The sequence below is a fragment of the Curtobacterium sp. ER1/6 genome (assembly GCF_001742745.1).
Classification (GTDB): Bacteria; Actinomycetota; Actinomycetes; order Actinomycetales; family Microbacteriaceae; genus Curtobacterium; species Curtobacterium citri.
Window position 1 is genome coordinate 1 of the sequence record NZ_MJAK01000018.1, and the last position, 15,513, is coordinate 15,513.

Annotated in this window: 17 protein-coding genes and 1 tRNA gene; 13 read left to right on the forward strand and 5 right to left on the reverse strand. The window is 72.1% G+C overall.

The window, feature by feature from the left end:
- Positions 1 to 63 precede the first annotated feature (63 nt).
- The 4 genes from serS (at position 64) to Cus16_RS15710 (ending at position 2,931) form a co-directional block, all read left to right on the forward strand.
- Entirely contained in the window at positions 64 to 1,329 is a 1,266-nt protein-coding gene (gene serS, locus Cus16_RS15695; RefSeq protein ID WP_069713608.1) for a serine--tRNA ligase, read from the forward strand.
- A complete protein-coding gene (locus tag Cus16_RS15700; RefSeq protein WP_083264059.1) occupies positions 1,326 to 2,249 on the forward strand; it encodes an HAD family hydrolase in 924 nt (307 codons plus the stop codon). Before serS ends, Cus16_RS15700 begins: the two co-directional genes overlap by 4 nt.
- 62 nt (positions 2,250 to 2,311) lie before the next feature.
- Positions 2,312 to 2,396: transfer RNA gene (locus Cus16_RS15705), tRNA-Ser, on the forward strand.
- A gap of 4 nt (positions 2,397 to 2,400) precedes the next feature.
- The gene (locus Cus16_RS15710; RefSeq protein WP_069713609.1) at positions 2,401 to 2,931 is read left to right on the forward strand and encodes a GNAT family N-acetyltransferase; all 531 of its coding nucleotides are present in this window, start codon (positions 2,401 to 2,403) and stop codon (positions 2,929 to 2,931) included.
- 216 nt (positions 2,932 to 3,147) lie between these two features.
- Here Cus16_RS15710 and Cus16_RS15715 read toward each other — a convergent pair whose 3' ends face one another.
- Positions 3,148 to 3,975 (reverse strand): helix-turn-helix transcriptional regulator, encoded by an 828-nt coding sequence (locus Cus16_RS15715; protein WP_069713610.1) that lies wholly within the window; start codon positions 3,973 to 3,975, stop codon positions 3,148 to 3,150.
- A 111-nt stretch (positions 3,976 to 4,086) separates the two neighbouring features.
- Between Cus16_RS15715 and hxlB the strand changes: the two genes are divergently transcribed.
- Together hxlB and hxlA are read left to right on the forward strand one after the other, a co-directional pair.
- A complete protein-coding gene (gene hxlB / locus Cus16_RS15720; RefSeq protein WP_069713611.1) occupies positions 4,087 to 4,659 on the forward strand; it encodes a 6-phospho-3-hexuloisomerase in 573 nt (190 codons plus the stop codon).
- A 23-nt stretch (positions 4,660 to 4,682) separates the two neighbouring features.
- Positions 4,683 to 5,321 (forward strand): 3-hexulose-6-phosphate synthase, encoded by a 639-nt coding sequence (gene hxlA / locus Cus16_RS15725; RefSeq protein ID WP_069713622.1) that lies wholly within the window; start codon positions 4,683 to 4,685, stop codon positions 5,319 to 5,321.
- A gap of 66 nt (positions 5,322 to 5,387) precedes the next feature.
- Here the strand turns inward: hxlA and Cus16_RS15730 are convergent, their stop codons facing one another.
- Complete coding sequence (locus Cus16_RS15730) at positions 5,388 to 6,782, reverse strand: PepSY-associated TM helix domain-containing protein (RefSeq protein WP_069713623.1); 1,395 nt, start codon at positions 6,780 to 6,782, stop codon at positions 5,388 to 5,390.
- A 181-nt stretch (positions 6,783 to 6,963) separates the two neighbouring features.
- Between Cus16_RS15730 and Cus16_RS15735 the strand changes: the two genes are divergently transcribed.
- Together Cus16_RS15735 and Cus16_RS15740 are read left to right on the forward strand one after the other, a co-directional pair.
- Complete coding sequence (locus tag Cus16_RS15735; protein WP_069713612.1) at positions 6,964 to 7,434, forward strand: BLUF domain-containing protein; 471 nt, start codon at positions 6,964 to 6,966, stop codon at positions 7,432 to 7,434.
- A gap of 70 nt (positions 7,435 to 7,504) precedes the next feature.
- Complete coding sequence (locus Cus16_RS15740) at positions 7,505 to 8,116, forward strand: TetR family transcriptional regulator (protein ID WP_069713613.1); 612 nt, start codon at positions 7,505 to 7,507, stop codon at positions 8,114 to 8,116.
- Positions 8,117 to 8,142: 26 nt separating this feature from the next.
- Here Cus16_RS15740 and Cus16_RS15745 read toward each other — a convergent pair whose 3' ends face one another.
- Positions 8,143 to 8,571, reverse strand: a complete 429-nt coding sequence (locus tag Cus16_RS15745) for a BLUF domain-containing protein (protein ID WP_189319621.1) — start codon at positions 8,569 to 8,571, stop codon at positions 8,143 to 8,145.
- A 122-nt stretch (positions 8,572 to 8,693) separates the two neighbouring features.
- Here Cus16_RS15745 and Cus16_RS16475 point away from each other — a divergent pair, with 122 nt between their 5' ends.
- The 5 genes from Cus16_RS16475 (at position 8,694) to Cus16_RS15770 (ending at position 11,997) form a co-directional block, all read left to right on the forward strand.
- Positions 8,694 to 9,212: a hypothetical protein gene (locus tag Cus16_RS16475; protein WP_141719029.1), complete on the forward strand. Its 519-nt coding sequence runs from the start codon at positions 8,694 to 8,696 to the stop codon at positions 9,210 to 9,212.
- A gap of 53 nt (positions 9,213 to 9,265) precedes the next feature.
- Complete coding sequence (locus tag Cus16_RS16480) at positions 9,266 to 9,811, forward strand: hypothetical protein (RefSeq protein ID WP_141719030.1); 546 nt, start codon at positions 9,266 to 9,268, stop codon at positions 9,809 to 9,811.
- Positions 9,812 to 9,970: 159 nt separating this feature from the next.
- Positions 9,971 to 10,681 carry an MSMEG_4193 family putative phosphomutase gene (locus Cus16_RS15760; RefSeq protein ID WP_069713616.1) on the forward strand — a complete coding sequence of 237 codons (711 nt, stop codon included), beginning with the start codon at positions 9,971 to 9,973 and terminating at the stop codon, positions 10,679 to 10,681.
- Positions 10,682 to 10,714: 33 nt separating this feature from the next.
- Entirely contained in the window at positions 10,715 to 11,242 is a 528-nt protein-coding gene (locus Cus16_RS15765) for a DUF3090 domain-containing protein (protein ID WP_069713617.1), read from the forward strand.
- Entirely contained in the window at positions 11,239 to 11,997 is a 759-nt protein-coding gene (locus Cus16_RS15770; protein WP_069713618.1) for an SCO1664 family protein, read from the forward strand. The genes Cus16_RS15765 and Cus16_RS15770 overlap by 4 nt, the downstream gene beginning before the upstream one ends.
- A gap of 61 nt (positions 11,998 to 12,058) precedes the next feature.
- Here Cus16_RS15770 and Cus16_RS15775 read toward each other — a convergent pair whose 3' ends face one another.
- Positions 12,059 to 14,077, reverse strand: coding sequence for a vWA domain-containing protein (locus Cus16_RS15775; RefSeq protein WP_069713619.1), 2,019 nt, complete (start codon positions 14,075 to 14,077; stop codon positions 12,059 to 12,061).
- Positions 14,070 to 15,455, reverse strand: a complete 1,386-nt coding sequence (locus tag Cus16_RS15780) for an AAA family ATPase (RefSeq protein ID WP_069713620.1) — start codon at positions 15,453 to 15,455, stop codon at positions 14,070 to 14,072. The genes Cus16_RS15775 and Cus16_RS15780 overlap by 8 nt, the downstream gene beginning before the upstream one ends.
- Between the last annotated feature and the right edge of the window lie 58 nt (positions 15,456 to 15,513).

The window sequence follows — 15,513 nt, forward strand, 5'->3', positions numbered from 1 at the left end:
CCCGTGGCGGGCCCGCCACGGGCCTCCCGTCCGATGGTCACACGGTCCCCCTAGGATGATCCGGTGATCGATCTCCAGCTCCTGCGCGACCACCCGGACGTCATCAAGGCCTCGCAGGAGGCGCGCGGCGCCTCCGTGTCCGTCGTCGACGACGCGGTCGCCGCGGACACCGCTCGGCGCAGCGCGATCACCGCGTTCGAGGCCCTCCGGGCGGAGCAGAACGCCTTCGGCAAGACCGTCGCGAAGGCCCCGAAGGACGAGAAGGCCGCCCTCGTGCAGCAGGCGCAGGCCCTCGCCGCGAAGGTGAAGGACGCCCAGGCCGAGGTCACCTCGGCGGAGGAGGCGTTCGACCGTGTCGTCCGCTCGATCCCGAACGTGGTGCTGCCGGACGTGCCGAAGGGCGGCGAGGACGACTTCGTCACGCTCCGCACGGTCGGCTCGAAGCCCGAGTTCGACTTCGAGCCGAAGGACCACGCCGACCTCGGCGAGCACCTCGGCATCATCGACATCCCGCGCGGCGTGAAGGTCTCGGGGTCGCGCTTCTACTTCCTGCGGGGTCTCGGAGCGCGGCTCGAGATCGCGCTCATGAACCTCGGCCTCGACCGTGCGATCGAGCACGGCTTCGAGCCGCTCATCACCCCGACGCTCGTACGTCCGGAGACGATGGCGGGCACGGGGTTCCTCGGCGAGCACGCGGCCGAGGTCTACCGGCTCGAGGCCGACGACCTGTACCTCACCGGCACGAGCGAGGTCGCTCTCGCCGGGTTCCACGCCGACGAGATCCTCGCCTTCCCCGAGGGCGAGGGCATCCGCTACGCCGGCTGGTCGACCTGCTACCGGCGCGAGGCCGGGTCCGCGGGCAAGGACAACCGCGGCATCCTCCGCGTGCACCAGTTCAACAAGCTCGAGATGTTCGCGTACGTGCTCCCCGAGCAGGCCGAGGCGGAGCACCAGCGCCTCGTCGCGATGCAGGAGTCGATGATGCAGGACCTCGGCCTGCACTACCGCGTGATCGACGTCGCGGGCGGTGACCTCGGCACGAGTGCCGCGCGGAAGTACGACATCGAGGCGTGGGTCCCGACGCAGGGCACCTTCCGCGAGCTCACGTCGACCTCGAACTGCACGACGTTCCAGGCCCGCCGTCTCGATACCCGGTACCGGACGGAGACCGGCAAGACGGCGCCGGTCGCCACCCTGAACGGCACGCTCGCCACCACCCGCTGGATCGTCGCGATCCTCGAGACCCACCAGCAGGCCGACGGGTCGGTGGTGGTGCCGGAGGTGCTCCGTCCGTACCTGGGCGGCGTCGAGGTGATCGAGCCCCGATGAGCGCACACGAGCGGTTCGTCGACGGGTCGGCGCAGGGCGGGTCGTCGGCGGCCGGCACTGCCGCGTCCGGCACTGCCGCCTCCGGCGCTGCTGCGGCCGACACGGCTGCTGTGCCGGCACGGACGAAGCGCTGGCTCGTCGCGCTCGACGTCGACGGCACGACCATGCGCGAGGACGGCGTCATCACCGACACCGTGATCGCCGCGGTGCAGGAGGCCGAGGCCGCCGGGCACGAGGTCATGCTCTCCACCGGCCGCAGCGAGTCGATGACGATCCCGCTCCTGGAGAGGCTCGGCATCCGCTCCAAGTACGTCGTCTGCGCGAACGGCGCGCTCACGCTGGCCCGCCGCGAGGACGGGTCGTACGAGCGCGTCCACGTCGAGCGCTTCGACCCGAGCGACGTCCTGCAGGTCATCCACGGCGCCCTGGCGAACGCGGCCTTCGGCGTCGAGGACGAGACCGGGCACTTCCTGCTCTCGGGCGAGTTCCCCGACGACACCATGACCGTCTCCGGCGAGCACGTCCCCTTCGAGCGGCTGCTCGGCACCGAGGCCACCCGCGTGGTCGTCATCTCGCCCGGGCACGACACCGAGGACTTCCTGCAGGTCGTCGAGCGCATGGGCCTGTCGAAGGTGTCGTACTCGGTCGGCTGGACGTCGTGGCTCGACATCGCTCCCGAGGGCGTGACGAAGGCGACCGCCATGGAGCGCGTCCGCGAGTGGCTCGACATCCCGCGGTCCCGCGTGCTCGCGGCCGGTGACGGGCGCAACGACATCGACATGCTGCGCTGGGCGTCGACCTCCGGCCGCGGCGTCGTCATGGGGCAGGCACCGGACGACGTGGTCGAGGCCGGCAACGAGCGCACCGGCGGGGTCACCGACGACGGCCTGGCAGCCGCCCTCGACACGCTCCCGCGCTGACGGCCGGGAGGCCCGGTAGACTTCCCGGGACGCGGTCACGTCTCGCCACGTGGTCGCGTCACGGAGGGTTGTCCGAGTGGCCGATGGAGCCTGTCTTGAAAACAGGTGGGCAGCGATGTCTCGTGGGTTCGAATCCCACACCCTCCGCACGATGAGCGCCGGGACCCGCATCCGCCTGGTCGAGCTCGCGGACGCCGCCGAGCTCGCCGCGGTCGTCAGCGCGAGCGCCGACCACCTGCGGCCGTGGGAGCCCACGCGACCGGAGTCCTACTTCACCGAGGCCGGTCAGCGCGCGACGATCGGATCGCTGCTCGCGGCCGCGCAGAACGGCGGGAGCGTGCCGTTCGTGATCGTCGGCGACGACGACGAGCTGCTCGGTCGGATCACCCTGAGCGGTGTGACCCGCGGTGCCCTGCAGTCCTGCGCGCTCGGCTACTGGGTCCGTGCCGATCGGGTGCGCCAGGGGCACGCGACGCGGGCGGTCGGTCTCGCGGTGCGGCACGCGTTCCGGGAGCTCGGGCTGCACCGGGTGCAGGCGGAGACCCTGCCGGAGAACGCGGCCTCGCAGCGGGCGCTCGCGCGCAACGGGTTCGAGCGGTACGGCTTCGCGCCGCGGTACATCCGCATCGCGGGCGAGTGGCGCGACCACGTCATGTTCCAGGTGCTCGCGCCGGACGCCTGACGCGGGGGTGGCGGGCGCGGCCGCTACACGTTGCACAACGGGGAGCACGTCGCGCCGTGGAACGACGTGGCGCGACGTGCCTCCCGTCGTGCGCGACCGCGTCGAACCACGATCCCGACGTCGAACCAGGGCGGGGCGCTGGTTCGGTGTCGGATCCGTGGTTCGACGGCGCCCGACGCACCCGGAGCGCGGCGCGCCGGCGCGCCCGGGCAGCGCTCAGGGGCGGGCGCCGAGGGCGGCGAGCTCCGCCCGGGTCCGGGCACCGTGCTTCCGGAGCAGGTTCGCCACGTGGTACTTCACCGTGTTCGGGCTGATCCCCAGCCCCTCGGCGATCTCCCGGTTCCCGACACCGGTCACGACCAGCCGGAGGACGTCGCGCTCCCGCTCGGTGAGGCCGGTGTCCTCGGGCACGTCGACGGCCCCGGGTGCCGGGTCGAGGGGGAGCGAGATGTCGAGCGTCGAGCCCCACCCGGGCGTGGAGTCGACGTGCATGGTCCCGTCGAGGGCGACGACCCGCTCGGCGATCGGGCGCACGGCGTCGTCGTGGGTGTCGAGGGTGCCGCCGCCGTCGTCACGCAGCTGCATGAGCAGGTTCCGTCCGTCGCAGTCCCACTGGATCCGGACGCGTCGGGCGACCCCGTCGTCGACCAGGGCGAGCACGGCGGTCCGGACGATGGCACGGGCGCTGTGCGCGACGTCGCCGGGGAGCGCGCGGCCGGTGGCGGGCGGCTCGACGAACTGCACGTCGAGGTCACCGAACCGGACCAGCGGGCGGAGGTCCGCGCGGAGCCTCGAGAACGCACCCGTGACCGGCTCGAGCAGGGTGCTGCGCTGCCGGTCCGTCACCGTCCGGAGCTCGACGAGCGCCGCGGACGCGATCTCGACGGCCTCGGCACGGGCAGCGGTGTCGGACAGGCGGGTCGCGCGGAGCGCCGCGAGGACGGACTCGAGCGTCAGTGCGTGCCGGTCGGCCTGTTCCGCGACGGTCCGTGCGTGCTCGGACGCCGCGATCCGGCTGCCGGGTGCGTGCTCGTCGGTTCCCACGGGGGACGAACCTACCCGTCCCACCCGGACGGACGGTCCCGTCCGATCGGGTGGGGGGACCGCCTGGCCGGGCAGCGGCGCACCCAGGCGGGGGCGAGCACGATCGTTGCCATGGCCAACACCACCGTCGGAGACGCCCTCGACCTGATCGGCGGCGAGCTCCAGGACCTGATCGCCACGGTCCGCGCAGCCGACCAGGCACCCTCCGAGCGTGCACTCGACCTGCTCGCCGACGCCGACCGGGTGTTCGTCCACGGCGCCGGACGCTCAGGACTCGCGCTGCGGATGACCGCGATGCGCCTCATGCACCTCGGCCTCGACGTGCACGTCGTCGGCGAGGTCACGACCCCGGCGATCCGGCAGGGCGACCTGCTCCTCGTCGCGAGCGGTTCGGGCACCACCGGCGGCATCGTGCAGGCTGCACGCACCGCGGCCGACGTCGGCGCACGGGTGCTCGCCGTCAGCACGACGGACGAGTCCCCGTTGTCCGAGGTCGCCGACACCACGCTCGTCCTGCCCGCCGCCACGAAGACGGACCGCTCCGGCACCGCTTCGGCGCAGTACGCGGGCGGTCTCTTCGAGCAGGGCGTCGCGCTGCTCGGGGACGCCCTGTTCCACGCCCTCTGGCAGCGCAGCGGACACTCGGCCGACGACCTGTGGCCCCGCCACGCCAACCTCGAATGACCCACCACCGGAAGGACACCACCATGCAGCTCCAGTTCGCCATGGACACCCTGACCACCGAAGCCGCCCTCGACCTCGCCGGCAAGGCCGCGCCGTACGTCGACGTGATCGAGCTCGGCACCCCGCTCATCAAGAGCGCCGGCCTCTCCGCGATCACCGCGATCAAGGAGGCGCACCCGGACAAGGTCGTCTTCGCCGACCTCAAGACGATGGACGCCGGCGAGCTCGAGGCCGACATCGCGTTCAAGGCGGGCGCCGACCTCGTCACCGTGCTCGGTGTCGCGGGTGACTCGACCATCGCCGGCGCCGTCAAGGCCGCGAAGGCGCACGGCAAGGGCATCGTCGTCGACCTGATCGGCGTGCCGGACAAGGCCGCCCGTGCGAAGGAGGTCGTCGCGCTCGGCGCCGAGTTCGTCGAGATGCACGCCGGTCTCGACGAGCAGGCCGAGGAGGGCTTCACCTTCGAGACGCTCCTCCGCGACGGCGAGGCCTCGGGCGTCCCGTTCTCGGTCGCCGGTGGCATCACCACCGACACCATCGGGTCCGTGCAGGCCTCCGGCGCCCGCATCGCGGTCGCCGGCAGCGCGATCTACAGCGCCGACGACGTGGCCGCCGCCGCGTCCGCGCTCCGCGACGCGATCTCGGAGTCGGCCTCGGCCTGATCTGCATCACACGACGGACGGGAGGCGCGGTGCCAGCGGGCACCGCGCCTCCCGTCCGTCACGTGGTCACCGGGAACGGCGGCCGAACGTGGTGACCACCGCGTCGACCAGCAGGAACCCGAGCAGCGTCACGCCCACGGTGGGCAGCAGCATCGCGAGCCCGACGGCGACGACGACCACGGCGGTGGTGCCCCACCACGGTGCGCGGGCCAGCGCACCCGACGCGGGAGCGCGACCCACGCGCGCTGCGGGGGATCGACGCTGCCACCACATCGCGTAGCCGAAGACGACCATCGCCGCGATCCCCAGTGCGGCCAGCAGCAGCACGACCTGGTTCGTCAGGCCGAACAACGCCCCCATGTGCGTGTTGATGCCGAGCTTGGCGGCCTTGGCCATGAGCGGGTAGTCGGCCCACGTGACCTGCGACACCACGGTCATCGTGCCCGGGTCGACCGCGACGGCGTCCATCGCGACGGGCCAGCTCAGCTTGATCTCCTCGACGGTCCACGCCGTGTCGGCCGTCGCCGGTGGGCGGATGCGGACCTCCGCTGCCTGCACACCGGAGTCGCGCGCGACCGCGAGCACCTCGTCGAACTGCTCGGGGGTCGTCGTCGGTGCACCCATCGCCATCGAGCCGCCCCCGTGGTGCCCCGCGTGTTCGCCACTCGACATCGAGGACGAGCCGTCGAGCGCGGTGTCGACGGTGGGCGCCTGCCAGCTGAGCGACGAGCGGAGCGCGGTCACGTTGTCGCCCGCGAAGTGCGACCAGGTGATGCCCGTCGCCGACAGGAACACCGCGCCGAGGAGCACCCACGCACCGGTGGCCGCGTGCCACGAGAACGTCCTCCGGTACCCCGTCACCCGGTTGTCCGGCAGGACGAGGTCGCGCTTCCGGCGAGCACGACGGAAGCGGAACGCCCAGAGTGCAATACCCGCGAGCGAGACGATGCCGAGCCACGACGCCGCCGTCTCGCTGTAGAGCCGGCCGACGTCCCCGAGGAACAGGCTCCGGTGGAGGGTGCTGATCCAGGTCCGGAACGGCAGCGACCCCGAGGTGCCGTACACCGGCAGGTCGCCGCGGACCCCGGCGTCGCCCGGGTCGACGAAGACCGCACGGGTCTGCGACTCGAGCAGCCCGTCCTCGTGGAACATCACGCGGGTGGTCGCACCCGGCTCGGGAGCGGGACGGACCTCGACGACGGCGTCACCCGGGTGCCGGTCGTCCACCCATCGCTGCGCCGCCTCGACCTGGTCGGCGAGCGGGCGTGCTGTCGCCGTGGACGGCGCCGTCAGCTCGTGCTGGTACGCGACCCGCTCGATCGACGGTGCCACGGCGTAGACGGCGCCGGACAGCGCGGCGACCAGGACGAAGGGCCCGACGAACACCCCGGCGAGGAAGTGCAGGCGGAGGAGGAGCTGGGCGAACCAGCCCCGTGACGGCGGCGGAGCGGTGCTGGGCATCGGGGCGCGGGTCCTGTCGGGGTCGAGCGCGACACCGTGCCGCACGGTCGCCGACTCTACAAGACGTAGAGGGCTTCGGTGTCCGTCGTCCATCGGCGCGTCCGTCCACTACCCGCATCCCGGTGCGGTGTGCGGACGACGCCTTTGACCCTGTCGGGGAGGAGGACACAAACTGGCGCCGATGACCAACCTCACCTCACTCGTGTACATGTCCGTCGCCGTCGACGACCTGACCGACGACCAGCTGGTCGCCATGCTCCGCGAAGCCCGCCTGCGCAACGACGCGCTCGGGGTCTCGGGGCTCCTCCTCGCCAAGGGCGGCCGCTTCATGCAGGTGCTCGAGGGCCCGGCCTGGAGCGTCGAGGACCGCTACGCGGCCATCGAACGCGACCCGCGGCACCGCGACGTGAAGTCGCTGTCCCGCGAGACGATCGACGCCCGACGCTTCGACGGCTGGTCGATGGCGTTCGGCAACCCCTCCGACGCCGACGTCCGCGACGAGCCCGGTTTCAACACGTTCCTCTCCGAGCGCTCCGGGCTGCCGGCCGAGCTCGCCGGGTCGCCCGCCGACTGGCTGCTCCGCTGGTTCCGCGGTCGTGACCTGCAGGACGTGCCGGAGGAGCAGATGAGCCTGGCGCGGCACGCCGCGTAGACACCGACACGGTCGGTCGGGAGGGTCGGTGCCGTCGGGTACCGACCCTTCTGTCCGCCACACTGGTCCCGTGGAACGACGTGAGCAGATCCTGGTGGCCGCGGCCGAGGAGTTCGACCGGGTCGGCTACGCCGCCACGGCGGTCGCCGCCGTGGCCCGTCGCGCCGGCGTCGCGCCGGCGAGTCTGCACTTCCACTTCCCGACCAAGCTCGCCCTCGCGCTCGGCGTGATCGACGAGCAGAACGCCCGCACGTTCGCCGTCGTGAGCCACACCGACGCCTCGCCGCTGGCCGCCCTCATCGGTGCGTCCAAGGGCATCGCGGACCTGCTGCGCACCGATCCGATCGTGCGCGCGGGCATCCGGCTCTCCCTGGAGCGCGGCGAGTTCGCCGGCGCCACGTCGTCGTTCTACGAGCAGTGGATCGGCGGGATCGTCGACGTGTTCCGGCTGGCGCTCGGGTCCGGGGAGCTCCGCACCGACCTCACCGCGGAGGAGCTCGGCGGGTCGGTCGTGCCGTACTTCACGGGCGTGCAGCTCGTCGCCGAGGTCCGGAGCGGCCGCGTCGACCTCGACCCCGCGGTCGCCGTCATGTGGCGCGTCGTCGTGCACGCGACCGCGGCGCCCGCGCACCGGGAGCGGCTGCTGCGGGTGGTGGCCGACACCTTCGGCACGGCACACTGAGGCGCGGCTCAGACGGCGCGCCGGGGTCAGCGGTCGAGGAGCTCCCGGTCGCGGAACCACTTGAGCAGCCACGCGGCGCTCGTGCCGTCGAACTCCGGTGCGAAGTCCATCGTGCCGGACAGGAACGGGCTGAAGCCCTCCTCGGTCGCCACGTCGGTGTCGTCGAGCGAGCGGTAGGCCATCGACCAGCCGTCGAACCGGCGACGCTCGATGTCCTCGCGGATCAACGACTTGACCTCGTTGTGCCGGCCGTCCCGCGCGATGGCGGCGAACCGGTCGTCGACGCTCCAGGCCGGGCCCTCGAGGAGCTGCATGAACCGCCCGCCCTTCGCCACGAGCAGTCCGGAGACGCCGAGTGCCTCGTTGCGCAGGCGTGACTCGCGGAGCAGCTCGGCGAGCGCGGCGTCGTCGAAGGGGACGACGGATCGGCTCATGTAGACGATGGAGACGAGCACCGGACCATCCTGGTGCCGGTCGACCTCCCGCGCGAATCGCTGTCCGTATCCCGCCGGGAGCGCGAGAACCTGCCGGGCTCCGTTCCTCGACATCGTCCGAGTTCGGCGCATACGCTGGGGGCATGTACGGGTCACATGTCACCGGACACAAACGGGATGCCGCTCGCGACAGGGCGCTGGGTCGCTTCACGGAGGACGGTCGATCCGTTCGGGCATTCGATGTCGTGAGCGAGCACGGTTTCTCGGCGATCGTCGACAGCGACACCTCAGACGACGATCAGGTCTTCGTCTGGACCGGCTGCTGGCCTGAGCGGCCGGTGAGCCTCGAAGCGCCGCCGATCGAGATAGCAGTCGCAGGATCACCTGCTGATCTTCGTCGTCGCCGTTCGTTCGATCCGGTCCCGCGGCACCGGGTCGGTGCCGTGCCGATGTTGCGAAGCCGACGTGGGGAAGTCGTGGCGTTCGAGGAGGTGTCCGCGCCGTCGTTCAGCCGGGCATGGGTCGGCGGGACCGACGGAGCGTTCATCGGCGTCTTCTGCCGGTCGGACACCGAGTCGAACGTCACGATCGTCGAACTGGACGACGTCAGCTTGTTGCTGAAGAACTGGCGGGACCTGGTTGACCAGGGGGCGCGCGGCTGACAGTGTGGTGACGTGTGACATATCGGTCGCACGATCGAGAGAATCGGGAAGCCATGTTCAAGTCCACAATCTCACGACGTGTTCGAATCGCCGCCATGCTCATGTCGGCCGGAGTGCTCTCCTCCGTCGTCGCGCCGACCGCAGCCCATGCCGAGGAGCTGCGCGAAGAGGGTGCTCGGGTGCATTCAGCCGTGACTGTCCAGATGGTTCCTACCTGCGCACCGGAGCACCCCGACTGCGACCTCAGCGAATTCATCCCCGAGAGCCGAGCAGGAACTCGCGGCAGCGTGTCGGGCACGTGCGGGACGTCGACGATCTACGTCGACAAGGTCGGTACGCACAAGGGCCGCGTCAGCTGGGGTATGCACATCAACACCGGGTACATCGTGCTCAGGGAGATCGCGGTGGCCTGGGGACCGGCCGGCGGCGGCAGCTTCGCCGACGTGTCGCCGATGTACAGCACGAACTACTCGACGAGCCGCACGGTGTCTGGTTCGGGTAACTTCTCTGCAACCATCGGCGGAGCCGTCCAGCTCGTCGGGAACAAGTACGTCCACTGCACCATCCCGTTCCACAGCACGAACACGATCAGGATCTGACGACCCGGCGGACGGTGCACGCCAGCGAGCTGCGCGATGGTCCCGGTGTGCCGCGCACCGCATCCGAGCAGCGTCGACCGTTGCGTCCCGACCACATCGCTCGAGGAAGGATCCGACGAACGCCCTCCGCGTCGCGGCTGCGCCCGTAGGATCGTCCGCATGGCGACCGTCCTCCTCCTCCGGCACGGGCGCACCACGGCGAACGCGACCGGTGTGCTCGCCGGCCGGACCGCCGGGGTCGCCCTCGACCGTGTCGGCCGCGACCAGGCCGACCGTGCCGCCGACCGCATCGCGCCGATCCCGCTCGCCGCGCTCGTCACGAGCCCCCTCGAGCGGTGCCGGCAGACCGCCCGCGCCGTGCTCGCCCGACAGCAGGGCGACCCCGAGGTCCGCGTCGAGCGTGCGATCACCGAGGCGGACTACGGGCAGTGGCAGGGGCGCAAGCTCGCCGACCTGGCGAAGGAGCCGCTCTGGCGGACCGTGCAGGCCAACCCGAGCGCCGTCGTCTTCCCCGGCGGCGAGTCCATGCAGACCATGCAGTCCCGGGCGGTCGCGGCGGTCCGCCGCATCGACGCCGAGGTCGAGGCAGCCCACGGGCCGTCGGCGGTCTGGGTGGCGGTGAGCCACGGCGACATCGTGAAGTCCGTCCTCGCCGACGCACTCGGCATGCACCTCGACCTGTTCCAGCGCATCGCCGTCGGCCCGGCCTCGGTGTCCGTCGTGCGCTACGGCGAGCACCGGCCCGAGGTGGTCGCGACGAACACCGACTCCGGCGACCTGTCCTGGCTCGCTGCGGCTCCGGCGCCGTCCGGCGACGCCGCCGTCGGCGGGGGAGCGGGGCACGACGAGCCGGGGACCGCCCGACCCTGAACGGGCGTCGGCGGCCCCTCCTACAATCGGGTCATGCCCACCATCGTGCACGGCTTCGACTGGCCGGAACGTCTCGTCGTCGGGACGGTCGGCCGCCCGGGCGAGCGCGCCTTCTACCTGCAGGCACGTGACGGCCGCCGCGTCACCAGCGTCGCCCTCGAGAAGGAGCAGTCCGCGGTGCTCGCGGACAAGGTCGCCGAGCTCCTCGACGAGGTCGCGACGGTCGACGACAACCGTTTCAGCGTCCCCACCTCGGCGCCCACCGAGCTCCGCGACGCCCTGCCCCTCGACCAGCCGGTGGAGCCGGAGTTCCGCGCCGGCGCCCTGAGCCTCGGGTTCGACCCGGCCACCGCGCAGGTGGTCATCGAGGCGTACCCCATCGAGGAGGAACTCGAGATCGTCACCGAGACCGACGAGGACGGCGACGAGGTCGAGTCCGTCGTCGAGATCCCCGAGCCGGCCGAGGTGTTCCAGGTCAAGATCCCCGTCGGCAGCGCGCGGGCATTCGTCGAGCGCACGCGTGAGGTCGTCGCCGCCGGTCGTCGCCCCGACGACGCATGAGCGACGGCTCGCTGACGATCCGGGCGCGGATCCGCGAGGCCTCGAACGCCACCTTCCTGGCGGACCTCGACGGCGAGTCCGTCGTCTACAAGCCGGTCGAGGGCGAGCGGCCGCTGTGGGACTTCCCGGACGGCACGCTCGCCGGTCGTGAGGTCGCGGCGCACCTGGTCTCCGAGGCGTTCGGTTGGGGCGTGGTCCCGCCGACGTGGATGGGCGACGGGCCGTTCGGTCCGGGCATGGTCCAGCGCTGGCAGGACGTCGACCCCGACCAGGACGCCGTCGACCTCGTGCCGACGGACGACGCGGACGCCGAGGGCACGCCCTGGCTCCCCGTGCTCGAGGCGATCGACGAGCACGACCGTCCGGTGACGCTCGTGCACGAGGACACGACGGCGCTCCGGCGCATGGCGGTGTTCGACGTCGTGGTGAACAACGCGGACCGCAAGGGCGGGCACGTGCTCGCGATGCCGGACGGTCACCGGTACGGCGTCGACCACGGGCTGACCTTCCACGTCGAGCACAAGCTCCGCACGGTGCTCTGGGGGTGGATCGGCGAACCGCTCGACCCGGACGAGCTCGAGGGGCTCGACCGCGTCGCCGAGGCGCTCCGCGGTGACCTCGGCGACGCGCTCGCGGAGCACCTCACCCCGGCGGAGATCGACAACACGCGGGCGCGCTGTGCGGCCCTGCGGGCGGTCGGGATGTTCCCGCCGCCGCCGGGGAACGGCCCGGCCGTCCCCTGGCCGCTCTTCTGACCGCAGACGGGAGGCGCGGTGCCAGCATGCAACGCGCCTCCCGTCCGTCAGTCGGTCGCGCTCATCCCGCCCAGTCGTCACCGAACAGCGACGCACCGCCGCGCCGCGCACCGAGGTACGAACCGACGACGGCGACCCCGAGGTCGTCGTTCTCGGGCGCGACCACCGAGCCGTCGACCCGTCGGGCCATCGCGTCGATGAAGCGCGCCAGCCCCGGGTCGTCCCCGAGCCGGAAGAACGTCGTCTGGGCACCGAGGCGACCGGCGTTCTCGAGCTCGCGCACCGTCACCGCGATCGTCACCGGGTCCGGCGGGTAGCCGAACCACACCTGGCCGTTCGGCTCGAGGTGCGACGTCGGCTCGCCGTCGGTGACGATGAGCAGCACGGGCTGCGCCGTCGGGTGCTTCCGGAAGTGCCGGTTCGCCAGGAGCAGGGCGTGGTGCAGGTTCGTGCCCTTGTCCCACATCGCGTCGAGTCCGACGAGTCGTTCGACGTCCATCACCTCGGCCTCGCGACCGAACGAGATGAGCTGCAGGTCGTCACCGCGGAAGCGGGTGCTGACGAGGGTGTGCAGCGCGAGGGCGGTGCGCTTCATCGGGACCCAGCGGTCCTCCATCGCCATCGAGAACGAGGTGTCGACGAGGAGCGCCACGCACGCGTGCGTCCGCGCCTCGGTCTCCTGCACCTCGACGTCGTCGATCGTCAGCCGGACGCCGGGCCCGGTCCGGCCGTCGGCGGCGGTGCGCACGAGGGCGTTCGTGACCGAACGGGGGAGGTCCCACGGCTCGGTGTCGCCGAACGCCCACGGACGGGTCGCGCCGGACGGCTCGCCCGACGCTCCGGCGCGGCGGAGGTCACGGGCACCCTGCCGACCGGACATCCGCTCGGCGACGTCCTTGAGCAGGCTCTTCCCGAGCTGCCGCATGGCCTTCGGCGTGAGCCGCAGCTGCCCGTCGGCGCCGCGCTTGACCGCGCCCGAGTTCCGCAGGGCCTGCTCGAGGCGCTGCAGGGTCCGGGCATCGACGGTGGCCTCGTCCCCGAGCTGGCGCTGCAGGGCGTCGAGGTCGAGGTCGGCCAGGTCGGACCCGGGTCCGGACTGCGCGAGCTGCTCGGCGAGGGCGTCGAGGTCGGCGATGTCCTGGAACACACCGGTGCCGTCGCCGAGCCCGAGGCCCTGCTCGCCGTCCATCCGCTCCGAGCCGCCCCAGTCCTCGCCGGGCCGGAGGGCACGGAGGTTGTCGTCGAGCTGCCCGAGCTGCCCCATGAGGTCCGGGGAGCCGAAGGCCTGCTGCGCCAGGGCGTCGAGTTCGTCCCGCTGCTCCTGCGACATCGAGTTCCGCATCCGCTGCGCTGCGGCCGCCCGAGCGGCGAGGTCGTCGAGCAGTTCCTCGACGTTCTGCGGGTCGGACGGGAAGTGCTGCCCGTGCTGCGCCATGAACGCGTCGAACTGCTCCTGCGTGTCCGTGCCGCGGCGGTGGTCCTCGAGCAGCTGGTTGAGGTCCCGCATCATGTCCGCGACGGCGGCGCGGTCGTCGTCCGTGGCGTTCTCGAGCGCCTGCTTCATGCCGGCGAAGCGCTGGTCGAGGACCTCGCGGCCGAGCAGGTCCTTGATCTCCTCGTACTTCTGTCGGGCGGTCGGACTCGTCCAGTCGTAGCCGCCCAGTTCCTGCACGGCGCCCGCGGGCGACGGCGGCAGGCTGTCGAGCTGCAACTGGGCCAGTGCGCGGTCGCCGTCGTCCATGTCGACGTTCCGGGCGAGTTCCCCGCGCTCGGCGCGCAGGGCCTCGTCGAGCAGCTGCTGCACCTGCTGCAGGGTGCCGTCGAGGTTGTTCCGGCTCGTGAGTTCGCGTCGGCGTTCGGCCACGCGGCGCATCAGGTCGTCGAGGCCCCGCTGCGTCTCCCCGCCACGGCGCAGGAACTCGCGGAGGGCGCGCTCGGGCGAGGTCCCGCCCATGACGTCCTCGCCGATGGCGTCGAGCGCCTCGGACAGGTCGACCGGGGGAGCGAGCGGATCCGGCCCGCCCTCGTACCTGCCGTAGCGGGCGTCGCGGCTCAGGCGGCGGTTCTGCCGACTAGCCATAGACGGCCTCGCCGCCCCCCGACTCCTTGCTGATCCGGCGGGCCAGGAAGAGTCCCTCGAGTGCGAGCTCGATCGCGCCGGCCCGTTCGCCGTCGTCGTCCGCGCCGAGGCGCTCGCACACCTGGTCGTAGACGTCGGACTCGCCGATCGACGGCAGGCCCTCGAGGAAGGCCCGCGCGCTGACCTGCTCGCCGGTGGTCACCATCGTGCCGCCGTCGAGCGCCTCGACGAGGACCCCGAAGTCGATGCCGCGGAACCGCGAGCGGACGGTCTCGGCGGTGGCGGTGCGGAGAAGGTGTTCGAGGACCTCGTCGGCACGGTCCTCCTCGCCGTTCTCGAACTCGATCTTGCCGCCGAGCACGTCGACCGCGGTCTCGAGGTCGATCGGCCGCGCGACCGCGTGCTCCTCGCCCTGTCGCGCCGCGCGGTGGACGGCGGCGGCCGAGATGGTCTCGGCCCCCGCGATCGCGAAGCGTGCGCTGACGCCGCTGCGCTGGTCGACGGCGCTGGACTGCCGGAGCGCACGGGTGAAGCGGGCGAGGATCTCGACCAGGGCGTCGGGGACGTCGGCGGTGAGGTGCGCCTCCTGCCGGATGACGGCGATCTCGTCGGCGAGCTCGATCGGGTAGTGGGTGCGGATCTCGGCGCCGAAGCGGTCCTTGAGCGGCGTGATGATGCGGCCGCGGTTCGTGTAGTCCTCCGGGTTCGCGCTCGCGACGACGAGCACGTCGAGCGGCAGGCGCAGCACGTAGCCGCGGATCTGCACGTCGCGTTCCTCCATCACGTTGAGCATCGCGACCTGGATGCGCTCGGCGAGGTCCGGGAGCTCGTTGATCGCGACGATGCCGCGGTGGCCGCGCGGGATGAGTCCGAAGTGGATGGTCTCCGGGTCGCCGAGGCTGCGCCCCTCGGCCACCTTCATGGGGTCGACGTCGCCGATCAGGTCGGCGACGCTCGTGTCGGGCGTCGCGAGCTTCTCGACGTACCGCTCGTCGCGGTGCCGCCACTCGACCGGCAGCGCGTCGCCGAGCTCCTCGGCACGGCGGATGCTCGCGGTGGTGATCGGCTCGAGCGGGTGCTCGCCGAGCTCGGAGCCGGCGATCACCGGGGTCCACTCGTCGAGCAGGCCCTGCAGGGTGCGGAGCAGGCGCGTCTTGCCCTGTCCGCGTTCACCGAGCAGCACGACGTCGTGCCCGGCGATGAGGGCACGTTCGAGCTGCGGGATGACGGTGGTCTCGAAGCCGTGCAGGCCGGGCCAGGGGTCGCGGCCCTCGCGGAGGGCCTGGAGGAGGTTGTCGCGGATCTCGGCGCGGACCGACTTCTGGACGTAGCCAGCAGCGCGGAGCTCGCCGACCGTTCTGATGGTTGGTCGGGTCACGCGGTGCAGGCTACGCCCGCGCACCGACAGACGGACGGGAGGGGCGGGGCGGGCCCCG

Excerpts from the sequence above, each read along its gene's own strand:
- Cus16_RS15770 (WP_069713618.1), top strand. The coding sequence starts at position 11,239 with ATGAGCGACGGCTCGCTGACGATCCGGGCGCGGATCCGCGAGGCCTCG.
- Cus16_RS15700 (WP_083264059.1), top strand. The coding sequence starts at position 1,326 with ATGAGCGCACACGAGCGGTTCGTCGACGGGTCGGCGCAGGGCGGGTCG.
- Cus16_RS16480 (WP_141719030.1), top strand. The coding sequence starts at position 9,266 with ATGTTCAAGTCCACAATCTCACGACGTGTTCGAATCGCCGCCATGCTC.
- hxlA (WP_069713622.1), top strand. The coding sequence starts at position 4,683 with ATGCAGCTCCAGTTCGCCATGGACACCCTGACCACCGAAGCCGCCCTC.
- Cus16_RS15710 (WP_069713609.1), top strand. The coding sequence starts at position 2,401 with ATGAGCGCCGGGACCCGCATCCGCCTGGTCGAGCTCGCGGACGCCGCC.
- Cus16_RS15760 (WP_069713616.1), top strand. The coding sequence starts at position 9,971 with ATGGCGACCGTCCTCCTCCTCCGGCACGGGCGCACCACGGCGAACGCG.
- Cus16_RS15765 (WP_069713617.1), top strand. The coding sequence starts at position 10,715 with ATGCCCACCATCGTGCACGGCTTCGACTGGCCGGAACGTCTCGTCGTC.
- Cus16_RS16475 (WP_141719029.1), top strand. The coding sequence starts at position 8,694 with ATGTACGGGTCACATGTCACCGGACACAAACGGGATGCCGCTCGCGAC.
- Cus16_RS15735 (WP_069713612.1), top strand. The coding sequence starts at position 6,964 with ATGACCAACCTCACCTCACTCGTGTACATGTCCGTCGCCGTCGACGAC.
- Cus16_RS15730 (WP_069713623.1), bottom strand. The coding sequence starts at position 6,782 with ATGCCCAGCACCGCTCCGCCGCCGTCACGGGGCTGGTTCGCCCAGCTC.
- hxlB (WP_069713611.1), top strand. The coding sequence starts at position 4,087 with ATGGCCAACACCACCGTCGGAGACGCCCTCGACCTGATCGGCGGCGAG.
- Cus16_RS15775 (WP_069713619.1), bottom strand. The coding sequence starts at position 14,077 with ATGGCTAGTCGGCAGAACCGCCGCCTGAGCCGCGACGCCCGCTACGGC.